Origin of the sequence: Vibrio tapetis subsp. quintayensis (genome assembly GCF_030409945.1) — a bacterium.
Taxonomy (GTDB): Bacteria; Pseudomonadota; Gammaproteobacteria; order Enterobacterales; family Vibrionaceae; genus Vibrio; species Vibrio quintayensis.
In genome coordinates, this window is the sequence record NZ_JAUFQV010000014.1 from 100,879 (window position 1) to 118,902 (window position 18,024).

Genomic DNA, 18,024 nt, shown 5'->3' on the forward strand with positions numbered 1-18,024 from the left:
ATGGGAATTGAACAAGAAAGGGATAGCCACCAGCGCAAAATAAGATTTCAGTAATGATCTATAACAAAAATGGCAAACATAACCCAATGAATACAATGGGTTTAATATTAAATAAAAGGCCAACTCGAAAGTTGGCCTTTACAAATTTATTTAGCGTTTAAGCTAAGAGTGCTTATTCCCACTCGATGGTTGCTGGTGGTTTACCAGAAATATCGTAAACAACGCGAGAAATACCTTCCACTTCATTGATGATGCGGTTAGACACCTTACCAAGGAAATCGTATGGTAGGTGAGCCCAATGCGCAGTCATGAAATCGATGGTTTCTACAGCACGTAGAGACACAACCCAATCGTATTTACGACCATCACCCATGACGCCAACAGAGCGTACTGGTAGGAAAACGGTAAACGCTTGAGATACTTTATTGTATAGGTCAGCAGCGTGCAGCTCTTCAATGAAGATAGCATCAGCACGACGTAGCAAATCACAGTACTCTTTCTTGATTTCACCAAGAACACGAACACCTAGGCCTGGACCTGGGAATGGGTGGCGGTAAAGCATGTTGTATGGAAGACCCAGCTCTAAGCCGATCTTACGTACTTCATCTTTAAATAGCTCACGTAGTGGCTCAACAAGGCCCATCTCCATATCGTCTGGCAAACCGCCAACGTTATGGTGAGATTTAATTACGTGCGCTTTGCCCGTTTTAGAAGCAGCAGATTCGATAACATCTGGGTAGATGGTACCTTGAGCCAACCATTTAGCATTCGATAGTTTCTTTGACTCTTCATCAAAGATATCAACGAATACGTGACCAATGATTTTACGCTTCGCTTCAGGATCGTTCTCGCCTTCAAGTGCTTCAAGGAAACGTTTTTCAGCTTCAACATGAATGATGTTGAGACCAAATTTATCACCGAACATATCCATTACTTGCTCAGCTTCGTTTAAACGAAGAAGGCCGTTATCAACAAATACACACGTTAGTTTGTCGCCAATTGCTCGGTGAGCAAGCATGGCCACAACAGATGAATCAACACCACCAGAAAGGCCTAGAATGACTTCATCATCGCCTACTTGCTCTTTAATACGAGCAACCGCATCTTCGATGATAGATTCTGACGTCCACAAACCTTCACAACCACAAACGTTAAGAACGAAGTTCTCAAGCATTTTTAGGCCGTTTTTAGTATGGGTTACTTCAGGGTGGAACTGAACACCGTAGTATTTTTTTTCTTCGTTCGCCATTGCAGCATAAGGACAGGTGTCCGTTTGCGCTGTTTTAACAAAATCAGTCGGGATTTCAACAACTTTGTCACCGTGGCTCATCCAAACATCTTGAGTGCTCTCAAGATCTTTAAACAAAGCAGATTCACCAGTTACTTGTACTGCCGCGTAGCCAAACTCACGCTCATTAGAACCAGCAACTTTACCACCAAGTTGCTCAGCCATGGTTTGCATGCCATAGCAGATACCGAATACAGGTACACCAGAATCAAATACGTACTGAGGAGCACGAGGAGAGTTTGCTTCTGTAACGCTTTCAGGGCCACCAGAAAGAATGATACCGTCTGGGTTGAATTCACGGATGTCCGATTCTTCAACATCCCAGCTCCAAAGTTCACAGTAAACACCGATTTCACGGATACGGCGAGCTACAAGCTGAGTGTACTGTGAGCCAAAATCTAGGATCAAAATACGTTGGTCATGAATGTTCTTAGTCATTGTCTTCTCTTAAGATCAAATAGGTTAAGCGATGGAGACACACAAGCGGTGTCTCCAAGGTTAAGTCTGGGCTAATTACTGACCAGTGCGGTAGTTAGGTGCTTCTTTCGTCATTTGTACATCGTGTACGTGTGACTCTTTCATGCCAGCACCAGAGATGCGAACAAATTCAGCTTTAGTACGCATGTCTTCGATAGTTGCACTGCCGGTTAGACCCATGCTTGAACGTAAACCACCCATTTGTTGATGAACGATTTCTTTCAAACGGCCTTTGTAGGCAATACGACCTTCAATACCTTCAGGAACAAGCTTGTCTGCTGCGTTATCTGACTGGAAGTAACGGTCAGAAGAACCTTGAGACATTGCACCAAGCGAGCCCATGCCACGGTAAGATTTGTAAGTACGGCCTTGGTAAAGTTCAACTTCACCCGGCGCTTCTTCAGTACCCGCAAACATAGAGCCAACCATCACACAAGATGCGCCCGCTGCGATTGCTTTACAAATGTCACCAGAGTAACGGATGCCACCATCAGCAATAACAGGAATACCTGCCTTATTTGCCGCTTCAGCTGCATCAGAGATAGCGGTAATTTGAGGAACACCAACGCCCGTAACAATACGAGTAGTACAGATAGAACCAGGGCCGATGCCCACTTTAACGGCACTTACACCAGCATCGATTAGTGCTTGAGCACCTGATGCCGTTGCAACGTTACCGCCGATGATGTCTAGATCTGGGAATGCTGCACGTGTTTCACGAATGCGGTTAAGTACGCCTTCAGAGTGACCGTGCGAAGAATCGATAAGAAGAATGTCGACGCCCGCTTCAACCAGTGCTTGAACACGTTCTTCGTTACCAGCACCAGCACCAACGGCTGCGCCAACACGTAGACGACCTTGCGCATCTTTACATGCGTTTGGTTTACGTTCTGCTTTATGGAAGTCTTTTGCTGTGATCATACCTTTAAGTTGGAACTCATCGTTCACAACCAGGATTTTCTCAACACGGTGCTCTTGCATTAGCTTTTGAACTTCTTCGCGAGAAGTACCTTCTTTTACGGTTGCAAGGCGAGCTTTAGGTGTCATTACGTCTTCAACTTTTTTCGTTAAATCGGTAACGAAACGAACGTCACGACCAGTAATAATACCAACCAGTTCGTTGTTTGCTGTTACAACAGGGTAACCAGCAAAGCCGTTGTCTTCCGTTAGTGTTTTAACATCAGCGATGGTTGCTTCAGGCTTAATAGTAACGGGCGCTGTAACAACTCCTGCTTCAAAGATCTTAACAAGATGCACTTGATGAGCTTGCTGCTCAATAGACATGTTTTTGTGGATAAAGCCGATACCACCTTCTTGCGCCAATGCAATTGCAAGGCGCGCTTCCGTAACTGTATCCATTGATGCTGAGATCATTGGAACGTTCAGCGTGATGTTTTTAGTTAACTGAGTGCGAAGATCAGCTGTGTTCGGAAGAACGGTAGAGTGTGCTGGGACGAGTAGGACGTCATCAAAAGTTAAAGCTTCTTTTGCGATTCGTAGCATTTGCAATATCTCACAACAAAGGAGTTAAAAGGAGTAAACCCAAACTTTATCGTTTCGCATAATAAAGTTGTTTTGGATTTGATATTGCAGACGGATTATACGCACCACGCAATCGCTTGACCACACATTTCTTTAACTTTAATTTGCATTACCCCCCTTGATATGTATTATATTGCCGCTAACTTCCATACTCACGCCCCCGAGATTAGATTGTGTCTTCTCTGACCAATAATAATATTTTTACTGTTTCTCGTCTTAATGCCGAAGTTCGTCTATTACTAGAGAACGAGATGGGCGTTGTGTGGCTGGTTGGTGAAATTTCCAATTTCTCTGCACCTGTTTCAGGTCACTGGTATCTCACACTTAAAGATAGCCGTGCTCAAGTCAAATGTGCCATGTTCCGCGGTAATAACCGTCGCGTTACCTTTAAACCTCAAAGTGGCAATCAAGTATTAGTTAAAGCGCGCCTGTCTCTTTATGAGCCTCGTGGTGACTACCAACTGATCATTGAAAGCATGCAACCTGAGGGTGACGGCCGACTTCAGCAACAATTTGAAGCGTTAAAGATGCAACTTGCCGCTGAAGGGCTTTTTTCCCAAAGCAGCAAGCAGCCAATTCCTGAACATCCGAAATGTGTGGGTGTCATCACTTCAAAAACAGGTGCTGCGCTATACGATATCTTAGATGTACTCAAGCGAAGAGACCCTAGCCTACCGGTTGTGATTTATCCAACCATGGTTCAAGGCGACAGTGCCGCGATTTCTATTGCTCAAGCTATTGGCCGTGCAAACAGCCGAAATGAATGTGATGTATTGATTGTTGGACGTGGTGGTGGTTCGTTAGAAGATTTGTGGTGTTTCAATAATGAAATCTTGGCGCGTACTATTGCTTCTAGCCAAATTCCGATTGTTTCTGCGGTTGGCCACGAGGTTGACGTTACGATCGCCGATTTTGTGGCAGACATGCGAGCGCCGACTCCTTCTGCGGCAGCTGAACTGATCAGCCGTGATAATAGCCATAAAGATCAGGCTATCAATCAAAGAAAACAGCAACTCACACATGCTATGTCTCGCTACCTGTCTGAGTACAAATATCAGTTCAGCCAACTAGAGCGCCAACTTGAAAAGCGTCATCCCAATTACCTACTTCAGCAACAATCACAGAAATTAGATGAGTTGGAAGTGCGTCTTTATTCTGCAATACAAAATAAAATGCGCGGAGCTTCAAGCCAAGTGCAGTCATTGACTCATCGTTTAGCACTACAAACACCGACGCACAAGCTCACCACTCAGCAAAATCAGCTTGTTCGTTCTAAACAAAAGCTAATGGATGCGATGGACAGACAGTTGCTTATCTCTCGCCATCAATTAGCGATGGCAGCAGAAAAGCTCGATACGGTGAGCCCTTTAGCCACACTCATGCGTGGTTACAGTATTTCTCAGTCTAATGACGGCCAAGTCATTACCAAAGCTAGCCAAGTTCAATCCGGTGACCGTATGGTGACCCGACTTGCAGACGGCAAAATTTACTCAACGATCGAATAAAGCCATCTTCTTGTGCCGCTTTGACTTAGATCTGCTAATCGATACTCTGAAATTCAAATCGCACCCGTGATTTGGATTTTAGTTCATTACATTGATTACAAAAGTGACTCGCAGAACCACAAGCTTGCAGTTTTTCTAGTTCAGCTTCGCAGTCAGGACAAAATCCTATTTTCTTAAAATTTGCAGAACAATCTTCACATTGATACGTCCCCTTATTCCAAGCCAATTCGCTCTCACATCTAGGGCATTGATTCGCTGACATCATTTCATTTCCTATAAGTTTCTATTCTGATCATATTGGGTCGCCCATGCACATAACAAGATCTATATCACACTAATTGGCATAAATTTACAGTCTGATCTTATTAACACGATTGGAATCTGTTCTATTTGTCGAAATCACGTACAGTGATCTTTATCGGATCATTTGCTTTGACTGCAATGATCAGCGATCTACCCCAAAAAGAATTTTTATATAACCACACCCCGAAAGCATAAGTTACATGTCCTGTTTTTGGATTTATCACAGTTTAATATTTTACTAACCACACCAAAAAACCACTTAAGCAGAACATTAAATTCGATCAATTGCTTTTACATAAGTCTGCATTTCAATATTTTGCTCATCAGTCAGTGAAAGTGCGACTTCAACAGCCCCAAAGTCTGATAATTGGTCAATATGTGTGCCACCACAGGGTGTGGAAGCATGTAAATCGACTTCCAACTGACATTCCCAGTATCTAGAGTCCGTTAAATGGTTACCGTCGCAACGCATGGTTACCTTGCCACCAAATTCGAGCCATGATTGCAACTGTTGGTTTATTTTATATTCAATGTCCGACAACTCCGCTAAAACATTCGCACTGTTTAAGCCGCGTTTACGTAATGTTTTACCTAATCTATAGATGTCTGTGCATTTATCCGGTGTGATGAAACTGGTTTCCTGGGCATAACTATTGAAATCAGGATGACCGAGTGGATCTTTACGGTCTGGATCTTTTCGCCAATAGCTCTGCGCCAATACTTTATTTAACGCTAGATACGCAACATGCCCAGCACTGTGACCACGGCTCAGACTCTGTTGATAAGCTTTATCGACTTGAAGCTCAATCGTGTCACCCACCTTAATGATGTCGTTAAGGTCGGTCTCAGGCATTGGCTCAATTCTGTGAACAACAACAAATACCCACCCCGCGGTATCTCTTTTTACAGGAATGTCTTTATCAACAAACAATGCCCCTGTTTCCAACTCAATAGCGCCAACCAAACAATTTGTCAGTTCAAATTGGTTTCCCGCGACAGATAGGTTGCCCTTATCTGCTGGATGATCAGGCCATATGTGACTGACTGGGTGAAATGGAGTTTGTTCGACAATAACATCCACGCCATTTTCACAAGATTCAACTTTGCTGATTGTAGAAGTCAGTTGCCAGGTCTGGTGACAAAAATGGACTTGGGTTGCTTTGTAAGCGGACATAAAATTTCCTTATAAAAAAAGCGCCGGTTAAGGGCGCTTCTTATTTAAATTGGTGAGTCGTTACTACTTTTTACGACCTTTAACTGCTGACATCAAGCGCTTGCGTTTACGCTCTTGAGAAAGAGTCATTTTGTTTGATTTACCTTCAAACGGGTTATCACTGTTTTGGAAGCGAATACGGATTGGAGTTCCCATAATTTCCAAAGAGCGACGGTAGTAGTTCATCAAGAAGCGCTTGTATGAATCTGGCAGTTCATTCACTTGGTTACCGTGAATCACAACGATTGGTGGGTTATAACCACCCGCATGCGCGTATTTTAGCTTAACACGACGGCCACGAACCATTGGTGGTTGGTGATCATCTTGTGCCATTTTCATGATACGAGTTAGAACAGAAGTACCAACACGTGTCGTTGCTGACTTATACGCTTCTTGAACTGACTCGAATAAGTTACCAACACCCGTACCGTGCAAAGCAGAGATAAAGTGAATGCGAGCGAAATCAACGAAGCCTAGACGACGATCCAGTTCTTTCTTAACACGATCTTTCACTTCAGTGTCTAGGCCATCCCACTTGTTGACGGCGATAACAATTGAACGACCCGCATTCAATGCAAAGCCAAGCAAGCTCAAGTCTTGATCTGAGATGTTCTCGCGAGCATCAATGATAAGCAAAACAACGTTCGCATCTTCAACCGCTTTCAATGTTTTAACAACAGAGAATTTCTCTACTGTTTCATTGATATTTTTACGACGACGAACACCTGCCGTGTCGATCAGAACGTATTCACGCTCATCACGCTGCATCGGAATGTAGATAGAATCACGAGTTGTTCCTGGCATATCGTATACCACTACGCGTTCTTCACCCAAAATTCGGTTAGTCAGCGTCGATTTACCTACGTTAGGACGACCGATGATTGCAAGCTTGATCGGTTGATCTTGCAGACGTTGGAATTCAGCTTCAGCTTCTTCTTCAGTGTAATCTAGTTGCTCTTCGTCTTCATCGATAAAACCCGTAAGGTCTTCGATGCCTTCGCGAGATTCAGCTAAAAACTTCTCCGCGAATGGGTCAAGTGCAAGATCAATCAAAGCGGTTACGCCACGGCCATGCGCCGCTGCGATTTGGTACATGTCTTCCACACCAAGCTGCCAAAAATCAGCACTTGCTGCATCAGCATCAATACCATCAACTTTGTTGACAACTAGCATTGCTGGTTTTTCAAGTTTACGCAGGTGTTGTGAGATAGCGATATCCGATGGGGTCAATCCAGCTCGGCCATCCACCATAAATAATACTACGTCAGCTTCATCAATCGCAGCTAGCGACTGCTCAGCCATTTTGGTTTCAACACCGTCTTCAGTACCGTCAATACCACCGGTATCGATAACGATAAATTCGTGTTCGCCTAGATGAGCGTGACCGTATTTACGATCCCTAGTTAAACCAGGAAAGTCCGCAACCAGTGCATCACGTGTGCGAGTCAAACGGTTAAATAGCGTCGACTTACCAACGTTAGGGCGCCCAACCAGAGCAACAACAGGAGTCATATTTACCTCTACAATGTCTTTTCTACGATGTAGTTATAGGTAAATTTATGTCAATTTACCTATAACCACATGGATTAATTATCAATAAAACGGCTCTTGACCTATAAAAGCCAAGAGCCGAATGTGAATTGTATCACGTTATTTACTGAATCTGGAGTTTCTTTACACCACCAGAACGAGTCACTACGAGGTAACCATCGTCCAGTTTGATAGGTCCGACAGCAAATCCACTGCTATCAACCATTTGTTGTGCAACAAACTCACCTGACTCGGTATCAAGCCAATGCAAGTAACCTTCACTGTCACCGACAACCAACTTGCCATCAATAACCGCAGGGCCAGTCAGTTGACGATACTCAAGTTGTGCATTACTCCAAATCTCAGTTCCGCTTCGTGCGTCGACCGCAACAAGGTGATCTTTATCAGTAACGAGATAAATTTGATCGCCATCGGTTGCCATATCGGTTGCAGACGAATACGTACGCTTCCATGTAGGCGCACCAGAACGCAAGTCAATCGCAACCAATTGGCCATTGATGCCAACAGTATAAAGCGTACCGCCGATAATGATTGGTGAGGTGTCTGAATCCACCAAGCGATCGATTTCCGTAGATCCTTTTGGTGTTCCAACAGGTTGCTGCCAAATTAATTGGCCTCGTTCAACAATTGCCGCCGCCAAACGGCCATTCGCTGTTCCCCAGAACACACCACCAGAAATAGCCACTGGTGTGCTGTCGCCACGCAAAGTGAGCGATGGAACTTCAGAACTGATGGTCCACTTTTCTTCGCCAGTGCTCTGATCCAAAGCGATCAACGCACCACGCGAGGTATGAACCATAACAAAGTTAGCGTCTGTTACTGGTGACGCTAATACTTCACCTTCAACTGGCGTTCGCCACAGCTCTTCACCCGTTTTCTGATCAAGTGCAATGACTTCACCGTTTTCAGTACCTATGTACAATTTTCCGTAAGATGCAGTCACACCACCAGAGAGGCGAGAAGTACTGACTTTTTCAAGGTCTTGACTCCAGATTACTTTACCGTTCTCAGGGTCAAATGCCTTTACCTCACCATTACGGCTGGCAACGAATACCTTTTCATAAGCATAAACAGGTTTAAGCTTAGAAAAATAATGCCCAACTCCGTCTCCAACCGACGCAGACCAGTCACTTGTAGGGACAAATTGACTTTCTACGGCAGGAAGCGGTGCCATTACAATGGTATCTTCTTCACTAGCACAACCAACGACACCACCTAATACGATGGCGCACATCAGTGCTCTACTGAGCATCTTTTTCATTTATCTTTCACCTTACTTGGCAAGATCGTCCAATTTTACTTTCAGCATTTGGCTTGCATCAGTTTGTTGCTGAGCTTCTGTATACGCAGTATACGCACCATCGGCATCACCTTGACGCAATAGAATATCACCACGTAATTCAGCAATACGCCCAGCCCAATCAGAACTTGTAATCGTATCTAATTCAGAAAACGCTTTGTCGTAGTTCTCTTGCTCAGCAAGAAGTCGAGCAATTCTAAAAGAGATAACAGGCAAAATAGCGTCATCTTTACTGCTGGTTTTCGCCCACTCAAGCTGTTTAAGTGCTGCGTCGAAATCGCCATCGTCTACTTGTGCTTTAGCAAGTTGCAAAGCGGCCAGTACAGAATATTGTGAGTCGCCATTTGCATCGATAAAGTTTTGAGTTGCTTCGATGCCACCCGCACCTTGAGCCTGAAGCGTTGTTAATGCAGAAGTATAAGCCTGTGAAGCCGCATCTTGAGCGCTCACCTGCATATCTTGGTAATAGCGCCAGCCAAAGATACCACCTAGGCCAACGACCGCACCTAGTGCTACTGCTTTACCATTTTCTTTCCACCAATCTTTGATGGCTTCTACTTGTTGTTCTTCAGTATCGTAGAGTTCCACGTCCTGTCCTCTTTAGATCAAATGCTTAAGTTGCGCAGCTAAATCTGCTTGAGCAACGGTTGTTTGTTCACCACCAGTTAGGTCTTTAACGACGACCTTGCTTTCTGCGACTTCATTTTCGCCAAGCACTAGGGCAATTGCAGCGCCGACTTTATCAGCACGCTTAAATTGTTTCTTAAAGTTACCACCACCGAAGTGCGTCATGATTCGTAAACCAGGGACTTCTTCACGCAGTTGTTCTGCTAGTTTCATACCCGCAACTTGGGTACCTTCACCCGCCGTTACCATGTAGACATCGACACTGCGACGAACTTCAGCTAAATCGAGCTCTTCTAGCATTAAAACTAAACGCTCAAGCCCCATAGCAAAGCCTACTGCAGGTGTTGCTTTGCCGCCTAATTGCTCAACCAAACCATCGTAACGGCCACCACCACAAACAGTACCTTGAGCGCCTAGGCTCTCAGTGATCCATTCGAAAACAGTACGGTTGTAGTAATCTAAGCCACGAACTAAACGTTGATTCACTTGGTATTCGATACCAGCTGCGTCAAGAAGTTCACAAAGACCAGCAAAATGCGCTTTTGAATCTTCGTCTAGGTAATCTGACAACTGCGGAGCATCAACTAGAATCGCTTGAATATCCGCATTCTTAGTGTCCAATACTCGCAGTGGGTTAGTATGCATGCGACGTTTACAGTCGTCATCTAATACGTCTAGATGCTGCTCTAAGAACTCGATCAATGCCACACGATAGTTAGCGCGCGCATCAAGAGAACCGATAGAGTTAAGCTCTAATCGTACGTGCTTATCAATGCCAAGTTCACGCCAAAGACGTGCGGTCATCATGATAAGTTCGGCGTCGACATCAGGCCCGTTCAATCCAAACACTTCAACACCGCACTGGTGGAATTGACGGTAACGGCCTTTTTGTGGGCGCTCATGACGGAACATCGGGCCCATGTACCATAAACGCTGTTCTTGGTTGTAAAGCAATCCGTTTTCAATACCAGAACGTACACAGCCGGCGGTGCCTTCTGGGCGAAGGGTCAAGCTGCTGCCATTACGGTCTTCAAAGGTGTACATTTCTTTTTCAACAACATCGGTCACTTCACCGATAGCGCGGCTAAACAAGTTCGTCATCTCAACGATTGGCATACGAACTTCGTTGTAACCGTATGCGCTGACTACATGTTTAACTGTGTTCTCAACTTTTTGCCAAAGTGGAGATTGTGTCGGGAGGCAGTCGTTCATGCCTCGAATTGCTTGAATAGTCTTTGCCACAGTTTTTTCCGTATTTAGTAATTCATTGAGATAATTGTGTTAAGTTCTAAAACTCAAGTGCCGACTATTTGTCTATGACTTGAGTGACATCGATACGTTGGTTTTCATCCAACATTGACGCTTTGGCTCGAATTTTAGCTTCAAGCTTGGCGACAAGATCATCGTTGTCAAAACGTTCTTTTTGGCGTTTACCATCTTCGTAGAACGCACTCTTATTGTTACCACCCGCAATACCCATATGAGAAACTTCTGCTTCACCAGGGCCATTTACGACACAACCAATGATAGAAACGTCCATTGGTGTGATGATGTCTTCGAGGCGCTCTTCAAGTGCATTGACGGTATTGATAACATCAAATTCTTGGCGTGAACAGCTAGGACAAGCAATGAAATTGATACCACGAGAACGTATTCTCAGTGATTTCAATATATCAAAACCGACTTTGATCTCTTCAACAGGATCAGCCGCTAATGAAACACGTAATGTATCACCAATGCCTTCAGCTAGCAGCATACCAAGGCCAACCGCAGACTTAACAGAACCCGCGCGAGCACCGCCCGCTTCTGTAATGCCTAAATGCAAAGGTTGGTCGATTTCTTTTGCTAGCAATCGATATGAATCAACCGCTAAGAATACGTCGGATGCTTTCACACTGATTTTAAATTGGTCGAAGTTCATTCGATCCAAAATATCAACATGTCGCATCGCAGATTCAACTAATGCTGCCGGTGTCGGTTCAGTGTATTTCACCTGAATGTCTTTTTCTAAAGACCCACCATTCACGCCGATTCGGATCGGAATATTTTTGTCACGAGCGCAATCTACCACTGAGCGAATACGAGCTTCGTTGCCAATATTACCAGGGTTAATTCGCAAACAATCAACACCGTACTCAGCCACTTTAAGCGCAATACGATAGTCAAAATGAATATCCGCGACCAAAGGCACAGAAACTTGCTGTTTGATCAGCTTAAACGCTTCTGCCGCTTCCATTGTTGGGACAGAAACTCGGACGATATCCGCACCAACATTGATAAGAGCATTGATCTGCGCGACAGTGGCTTCAACATCTGTCGTGCGCGTGTTTGTCATTGACTGCACCGCAATTGGGGCGCCGTCACCAATAGGCACGTCTCCCACGTAAATACGTGTAGACTTGCGACGTTTAATAGGAGATTCGTGTTGCATAATCGCTTCTAGGGTAATTTGAATCTGGCGACTTTACCTGCGCTGTAACCAGAAAGGTCTACAGGTTCGTTCGCATAAGTCATAGTGACACCCTCAGGTGCACCTAAGATAATGTTATATGGTGCTTGGCCATCTAATGTAATACTGCGACCCGCTTTTTTCACACCGGTCGATAGCGTTTTGCCACTTGCATCTTTCACTTGAATCCAACAATCCGCCTTGAACTCCATCGTTAACTGATGAGCTAGCGCAGTGTCTGTCGTTTGTGTATCAGATACCACAGCCTTAGATTCAGATTCGCTGGATAGTGCACTTTGAGCGACCAGTTCTGATTTGTCATCAGATGCTATAGCAGAGGCGGTAGCGTCTGTTGAAGCCTCCAGAGTTACTTTAGGAGCAACGGCTTCTTGAACGGTAGCCTCTGATGCTACGGGGCTTAGTTCACTTGAAGGCTGAGTATCTGTTGTATTTTCTTGTACATCTGCCGCTAACGTTGCTTCTAGTTCCAGTTGTTCTGTTGTGTCGACTGCGGCGACTTGCTGTAAATCACTTTCTATTAAGTCTTCTACAGGGGCCTGAGCACTTATTTCAGCAGGAGATAGGGTGTCTTGCTCTTGATTTTGCCACCACCAAATCGAAGAAATACCCGCTAAGGCGATCATGATGCCCCATGTCACCATCATGACGCGGTTATTGTGTTTTTCACGATTGGTTTTGCGAGAGAAGCTTTGCATGGTTTGCTCTTTGTGTTCTGCATTACCAGAACCCGTTAACAATCCGAGTACCTCTTCTTCGTTTAGGCCAACAACTTTAGCGTAAGATCGCAAATAGCCACGGGTAAAGGTGGCTACTTGGTCGGCTTTAAAGTCGTTACTTTCAATGTTCTCAATGACAGAGACTCTAAGGCGCAATCTGTCTGCTATCTCTTGTTGGGACCAACCTAGAGATTCGCGTTTTAATTTTAATACCGTCCCAGGCTGTTGCTTAGGCGCTACATTGTTATTCTCGGTTTGTTCCGTACTCATTCGTGACATACTTCTGATATTGAATCGAGTCTGGATACTTTGTTGCCAGTATGCTCGCATACTGATCTGCCATGCTTTCGTTGCCCGCTTTTGTTTCTAATTCAATGAGCAAACCTAAACTGGCTGGTTTGTATCCAAACCGATTATGGAATTTCAACAGTCTAACCCGTGCCGATTGATGTTGGTCTCTTTGAACTTCTAACTGCGACAGTTGAAGCATAGAAACGACTCGATACGGGTCATGAGCCAAAGAAAGGCGGAAATAGTGCTCCGCATAGTCTCGATTGCCACTTTTCAGCGCGCACATAGCGGCGTTTTGATAACTGGCAGCAATCAGATAGTAATACGGTTGCTCAATAGCTTGGTTAAAGAATGCATCAGCCTTTTGGTATTGGCCGATTTTACACAAGAATGCACCATAGTTATTAAGCACGTCACCATTCTTTGGAGACTCCCTTAATGCTGTTCGGTAAGCGTCTTCTGCTTTTTGCGTATCTCCTACCGCTTGGTAAAAGTGCGCAATGGCGATCAGAGTTCGATAGTAATCTGGAGCGTAACTTAGGGCCATTTCAAGATTTTCTCTTGCTTTGACCATGTCTTGCGACTCTAAATAGCTTAACCCCAGACTGATTCGAGCTTCCGCAGCTTTGTGTCTATCAAATCCAGAATCTACTGGACTATCAGTAACTGTAACACAGCCTACTAGTAAACAGACCAGAAATATATACGCAAACCTAGCAAACATCACACTCCCTTACTGTTAAGGGAGCCAATCATCTAATCAGATTGATTTGACCGGAATTGGTTCCCCGTTTTGCTTCATTTTTGTACGCTTCGTGCGGTCAATCACATCACCGACCAACTGACCACATGCCGCATCGATATCGTCGCCACGAGTCTTACGTACGGTTACCGTAAAGTCATACTCCATCAACGTTTTCATGAAACGGTCGATACGAGAATTACTTGGCTTCAGGTATGGTGAACCAGGATAAGGGTTGAATGGAATCAAATTTATCTTCGCGGGCGTATCTTTTAAGAGTTCTGCGAGTTGTCTTGCATGTTGCATGTCGTCATTAACATGATCAAGCAATACATATTCGACGGTAACTCGGCCACGGTTAGCGTTAGTTGATGCAATGTAACGACGAACAGATACCAAAAATTCTTCAATGTTCCAACGATCGTTAATTGGCATGATTTCACTGCGCAATTCATCGGTTGGCGCATGCAATGAAATAGCGAGCGCGACATCAATAACATCCGTCATCTGATCAAGGCCAGAAACCACACCAGAAGTAGAGACCGTTACTCGGCGCTTAGACAAGCCGAAACCCAAATCATCTAGCATGATTTCTAGTGCTGGAATTAGGTTTTTCATGTTCAACAGTGGCTCGCCCATGCCCATCATTACGATGTTAGTGATTGGACGACGACCTGTTTCTTTTTGTAGTCCAATTTCACGTGCTGCACGCCAAACCTGACCAATAATTTCTGATACTTTTAGGTTACGGTTAAAACCTTGTTGCCCAGTTGAACAGAACTTACATTCAAGAGCACAACCTACCTGAGAAGAAACACATAATGTGGCACGATCTTCATCTGGAATATAAACCGTTTCTACGTCTTGATCACCAACGCGCATTGCCCATTTAATGGTGCCATCGGTAGAGTGTAATGCTTCAGAAACGTAAGGCGCTCGAATTTCAGCAACACGCTCTAGTTTCTCACGTAGCTTTTTGTTGATGTTGTTCATTTGACCGAAATCATCACAACCGAAATGGTAGATCCACTTCATGATTTGATCAGCGCGAAACGCTTTTTCACCCAGTTCTTCAACAAAGTATTTGCGTAGCCCTTTACGATCAAAATCGAGTAGATTGACTTTAGCTGTGGTCATGGTGCCTCTCAACAACGGAACAAGATTTAAGGGCGCGAATTGTACAGCCTTTACCCAGTAACAACAAGGGGTAGAAACTAAGGGTATTAGTAAGCATTTAATTTGGAAAGGTTAAAAATCACACAGAATAGAGTAAGGATGGGAAGCGTGCGATTAGAGAGGGAAAGTAAAGCGGCACGGCCTTCTAAAAAAGGCTTACAGCCGCTTTAACTATAACACTATTCTGGTCTTGGGCAAATTTCAGATTGCGGGAAAAAGTATTCAATTTCACGAGCTGCTGATTCAGGGCTGTCACTGCCATGAACAGAGTTATGGCGCATGCTTAACGCGTAGTCTGCACGGATAGTACCGGTAGCCGCTTCTTCTGGGTTCGTTTTACCCATTAATTCGCGGTAATTAGCAATCGCGTCGTCACCCTCAAGAACTTGAACCATGATTGGCCCCGAGATCATGAACGCTTGTAGGTCTTCAAAAAATGGTTTTCCTTCATGCTCTGCATAAAAACCAGCTGCTTGTTCTTTGGTTAAATGCAGCATTTTGGCAGCAACGATTTTCAGCCCTGCCTTTTCAATACGGTGGTAAATTTCTCCGATCAGATCTCGCTTCACTGCGTCTGGTTTTACGATAGAGAAAGTTCTTTCTAGAGCCATAAGATGTCCTTTACTTTGTGTAGTTATAATGAGGTGGGTAAATGAAAACATTCCCCACCCTTATTGTTATATGTGGTCTTATTTTGCTTGATCAACCAGTACTCGGGCTAAAGTGCGAACACCCATTCCCGTCGCACCTGCCGACCACTTATCACTGGCCGCTTTACGGTAAGTGCCCGCACAATCAAAATGCAGCCAACCCTTTTTGTAGTCATCAACAAAATAAGATAAGAATGCAGCCGCTGTGCTTGCACCTGGTGAATATTGACCACTGCTGATGTTTGACATGTCAGCAAAATTTGATGGCAACATACTGCGATGGAAATCTGCGAGCGGCAGTGGCCATAAGCCTTCCGACTCGCTGTTTGCAGAAGATAGAGCTTGATGAGCCAATTCATCATCAAAACTAAGCAGAGCGTGGTAATCGTTACCTAGTGCATTTTTTGCTGCACCTGTTAGCGTAGCGCAGTCGATGATCAATTCAGGGTTTTGCTCGCTAGCAAATAGCAGACCATCCGCCAGAACCAAACGACCTTCTGCATCAGTATTCATGATTTCTACTGTTTTGCCGTTTTTATAGGTGATGATGTCGCCCAGTTTGAACGCACGACCTGACACCATGTTTTCTGCACAACACAGGATCAACTTAACGCGTTTGTTCAAACCACGCATGATAGCTAAACCTAGCCCGCCAGTAATGGTACCTGCACCGCCCATATCAGACTTCATTGCATCCATGAAACCTGATGGCTTTAAACTGTAGCCACCAGAATCAAAGGTAATGCCTTTACCAACCAAACACGCGTATACCGGTGCATTTTCATCGCCTGTTGGATTGTAATCCAATTGCAGCATGGCTGATGTACGTTCAGAGCCTCGACCAACGGCATAAATACCCGTCCAGCCCTCAGTAAGTAGATCTTTATCTTTTACAATGCGAAATGTTACGTGCTTAGGTGCCAGTGATTTAATGAACTCACCCGCCATTGTCGCAAGTTGGCGCGGAGCCACTTCTTCAGCACTTTTATTAATAACGTTGCGAACCCAATCACCTGCTTTAATGCGTGCAGTTAATTCAGATTGATCCGCTTCTTCTAGCGCTTGCCATTCCACTTTGTGCGAATTTTTTGAATTGCGGAAACCTTGGTAAAAAGCCCAAATGGTTTCTAGACCCCAGTTATCACCTTGAAGTGATACGACTTTGATGCCTTGGCCATCTAATTTTCGGCCAGCACGTTGAACGTTGTCTAGCGTGTTTTCTGTCACATGAACTGTTGCGCCTGACTCACCAAAAGACAGCAAGGCTTTTTCGCCCCAATGAGGAAGTGCCGCTTCGTGAGATAAAAATACGGGCATTTGAGTAGACATGCTTTCTCCTTGTACAACAGCGCGAATGTTACGCTGTTGGTTGAATGACGGGTCTAAATATTTGACTCAATGATGTTAACATTATGTTCATTGGAAAATATCAGTTTGCAAAAAAAAACGAACCAAACGGTTCGTTTTTTCTAAATAGTGTTAACTCTATGCAGAGCAAAAATCACTAACTTGCCTTATGGCTAATCGGCTTCGTCCATCCAACATAAAATTACCGCTTCTAAGATCTTCTCATTTGAACGGTTTGGCTCGTCATCGAAGTCTTCTAAGTTACAGATCCAACTGTGCAGATCAGTGAATCGTACGGTTTTTGGATCCGTATCTGGGTATAAATCACAAAGCTCTATCGCTATATCTCGCGAATCAGTCCATTTTAAGCTCATGGCATATCCTTATTATTTATGTGAATCTAGAAATAACATCAGAAACGATTCGCCCATTTGTATTCTAGTGGGCGAAACGAATTGTGTGTTCACCTTTACTCTTAGTGATCTTCCGACGCGTGATTCACCGTGTATTTCGGGATCTCAACGACTAAGTCTTCACTCGCCACTTTCGCTTGGCAACCAAGGCGCGACTCAGGCTCTAGTCCCCAGGCTTTATCAAGCATGTCATCTTCTAGTTCATCACTTTCTTCTAGTGAATCAAAACCCTCACGAATGACAATGTGGCATGTTGTACAGGCACAAACCTTCTCACATGCATGCTCAATGCCGATGCCATTTTTTAAAGCGACATCTAAAACAGATTGACCTGTTTCAGCTTCAAGTACCGCACCTTCTGGGCACAAGTCTTCATGCGGTAATACGATAATTTTAGGCATGTTAAATTCTCT

General features: G+C 44.4%; 17 protein-coding genes. 1 reads left to right on the forward strand and 16 read right to left on the reverse strand.

What is annotated here, in order from left to right:
- Positions 1–172: 172 nt before the first annotated feature.
- A complete protein-coding gene (gene guaA / locus QWZ04_RS07175) occupies positions 173–1,726 on the reverse strand; it encodes a glutamine-hydrolyzing GMP synthase (RefSeq protein WP_290326448.1) in 1,554 nt (517 codons plus the stop codon).
- Between the two features lie 75 nt (positions 1,727–1,801).
- Entirely contained in the window at positions 1,802–3,268 is a 1,467-nt protein-coding gene (guaB, locus tag QWZ04_RS07180; protein WP_102522931.1) for an IMP dehydrogenase, read from the reverse strand.
- A 212-nt stretch (positions 3,269–3,480) separates the two neighbouring features.
- On the opposite strand from guaB, the gene xseA reads away from it, so the two are divergent.
- The gene (gene xseA / locus QWZ04_RS07185; RefSeq protein WP_290326450.1) at positions 3,481–4,812 is read left to right on the forward strand and encodes an exodeoxyribonuclease VII large subunit; all 1,332 of its coding nucleotides are present in this window, start codon (positions 3,481–3,483) and stop codon (positions 4,810–4,812) included.
- A gap of 34 nt (positions 4,813–4,846) precedes the next feature.
- Here the strand turns inward: xseA and QWZ04_RS07190 are convergent, their stop codons facing one another.
- From QWZ04_RS07190 to fdx, 14 genes are all read right to left on the reverse strand, one after another.
- Positions 4,847–5,074, reverse strand: a complete 228-nt coding sequence (locus tag QWZ04_RS07190; RefSeq protein ID WP_290326524.1) for a zinc ribbon domain-containing protein — start codon at positions 5,072–5,074, stop codon at positions 4,847–4,849.
- Positions 5,075–5,386: 312 nt separating this feature from the next.
- A complete protein-coding gene (locus QWZ04_RS07195; RefSeq protein ID WP_290326452.1) occupies positions 5,387–6,289 on the reverse strand; it encodes an alanyl-tRNA editing protein in 903 nt (300 codons plus the stop codon).
- 63 nt (positions 6,290–6,352) lie between these two features.
- On the reverse strand, positions 6,353–7,840 hold the full coding sequence (gene der, locus QWZ04_RS07200) for a ribosome biogenesis GTPase Der (protein WP_290326454.1): 1,488 nt from the start codon (positions 7,838–7,840) through the stop codon (positions 6,353–6,355).
- A gap of 142 nt (positions 7,841–7,982) precedes the next feature.
- On the reverse strand, positions 7,983–9,140 hold the full coding sequence (bamB, locus tag QWZ04_RS07205; protein WP_290326456.1) for an outer membrane protein assembly factor BamB: 1,158 nt from the start codon (positions 9,138–9,140) through the stop codon (positions 7,983–7,985).
- A gap of 12 nt (positions 9,141–9,152) precedes the next feature.
- On the reverse strand, positions 9,153–9,767 hold the full coding sequence (locus QWZ04_RS07210) for a YfgM family protein (protein ID WP_290326458.1): 615 nt from the start codon (positions 9,765–9,767) through the stop codon (positions 9,153–9,155).
- A gap of 12 nt (positions 9,768–9,779) precedes the next feature.
- Entirely contained in the window at positions 9,780–11,048 is a 1,269-nt protein-coding gene (gene hisS, locus QWZ04_RS07215; RefSeq protein ID WP_290326460.1) for a histidine--tRNA ligase, read from the reverse strand.
- Positions 11,049–11,112: 64 nt separating this feature from the next.
- Positions 11,113–12,237, reverse strand: a complete 1,125-nt coding sequence (gene ispG, locus QWZ04_RS07220; protein ID WP_290326462.1) for a flavodoxin-dependent (E)-4-hydroxy-3-methylbut-2-enyl-diphosphate synthase — start codon at positions 12,235–12,237, stop codon at positions 11,113–11,115.
- An 8-nt stretch (positions 12,238–12,245) separates the two neighbouring features.
- Positions 12,246–13,262 carry a cytoskeleton protein RodZ gene (gene rodZ / locus QWZ04_RS07225; RefSeq protein ID WP_290326464.1) on the reverse strand — a complete coding sequence of 339 codons (1,017 nt, stop codon included), beginning with the start codon at positions 13,260–13,262 and terminating at the stop codon, positions 12,246–12,248.
- A complete protein-coding gene (gene pilW / locus QWZ04_RS07230; protein WP_290326466.1) occupies positions 13,237–14,007 on the reverse strand; it encodes a type IV pilus biogenesis/stability protein PilW in 771 nt (256 codons plus the stop codon). Before pilW ends, rodZ begins: the two co-directional genes overlap by 26 nt.
- A 36-nt stretch (positions 14,008–14,043) precedes the next feature.
- Positions 14,044–15,162, reverse strand: coding sequence for a dual-specificity RNA methyltransferase RlmN (gene rlmN / locus QWZ04_RS07235; protein ID WP_290326468.1), 1,119 nt, complete (start codon positions 15,160–15,162; stop codon positions 14,044–14,046).
- 218 nt (positions 15,163–15,380) lie between these two features.
- Positions 15,381–15,812, reverse strand: coding sequence for a nucleoside-diphosphate kinase (gene ndk / locus QWZ04_RS07240; RefSeq protein WP_290326469.1), 432 nt, complete (start codon positions 15,810–15,812; stop codon positions 15,381–15,383).
- Between the two features lie 78 nt (positions 15,813–15,890).
- Entirely contained in the window at positions 15,891–17,180 is a 1,290-nt protein-coding gene (gene pepB, locus QWZ04_RS07245) for an aminopeptidase PepB (protein WP_290326470.1), read from the reverse strand.
- 191 nt (positions 17,181–17,371) lie between these two features.
- Complete coding sequence (gene iscX / locus QWZ04_RS07250) at positions 17,372–17,572, reverse strand: Fe-S cluster assembly protein IscX (RefSeq protein ID WP_290326471.1); 201 nt, start codon at positions 17,570–17,572, stop codon at positions 17,372–17,374.
- A gap of 101 nt (positions 17,573–17,673) precedes the next feature.
- Positions 17,674–18,012: an ISC system 2Fe-2S type ferredoxin gene (fdx, locus tag QWZ04_RS07255; protein ID WP_290326472.1), complete on the reverse strand. Its 339-nt coding sequence runs from the start codon at positions 18,010–18,012 to the stop codon at positions 17,674–17,676.
- Positions 18,013–18,024 lie beyond the last annotated feature (12 nt).

Bases quoted from the DNA above. Each gene is read 5' to 3' on its own strand.
- iscX (WP_290326471.1), bottom strand. From the start codon at position 17,572: ATGAGCTTAAAATGGACTGATTCGCGAGATATAGCGATAGAGCTTTGT.
- pilW (WP_290326466.1), bottom strand. From the start codon at position 14,007: ATGTTTGCTAGGTTTGCGTATATATTTCTGGTCTGTTTACTAGTAGGC.
- rlmN (WP_290326468.1), bottom strand. From the start codon at position 15,162: ATGACCACAGCTAAAGTCAATCTACTCGATTTTGATCGTAAAGGGCTA.
- QWZ04_RS07195 (WP_290326452.1), bottom strand. From the start codon at position 6,289: ATGTCCGCTTACAAAGCAACCCAAGTCCATTTTTGTCACCAGACCTGG.
- der (WP_290326454.1), bottom strand. From the start codon at position 7,840: ATGACTCCTGTTGTTGCTCTGGTTGGGCGCCCTAACGTTGGTAAGTCG.
- ndk (WP_290326469.1), bottom strand. From the start codon at position 15,812: ATGGCTCTAGAAAGAACTTTCTCTATCGTAAAACCAGACGCAGTGAAG.
- guaB (WP_102522931.1), bottom strand. From the start codon at position 3,268: ATGCTACGAATCGCAAAAGAAGCTTTAACTTTTGATGACGTCCTACTC.
- fdx (WP_290326472.1), bottom strand. From the start codon at position 18,012: ATGCCTAAAATTATCGTATTACCGCATGAAGACTTGTGCCCAGAAGGT.
- pepB (WP_290326470.1), bottom strand. From the start codon at position 17,180: ATGTCTACTCAAATGCCCGTATTTTTATCTCACGAAGCGGCACTTCCT.
- QWZ04_RS07190 (WP_290326524.1), bottom strand. From the start codon at position 5,074: ATGTCAGCGAATCAATGCCCTAGATGTGAGAGCGAATTGGCTTGGAAT.
- ispG (WP_290326462.1), bottom strand. From the start codon at position 12,237: ATGCAACACGAATCTCCTATTAAACGTCGCAAGTCTACACGTATTTAC.
- guaA (WP_290326448.1), bottom strand. From the start codon at position 1,726: ATGACTAAGAACATTCATGACCAACGTATTTTGATCCTAGATTTTGGC.
- bamB (WP_290326456.1), bottom strand. From the start codon at position 9,140: ATGAAAAAGATGCTCAGTAGAGCACTGATGTGCGCCATCGTATTAGGT.
- rodZ (WP_290326464.1), bottom strand. From the start codon at position 13,262: ATGAGTACGGAACAAACCGAGAATAACAATGTAGCGCCTAAGCAACAG.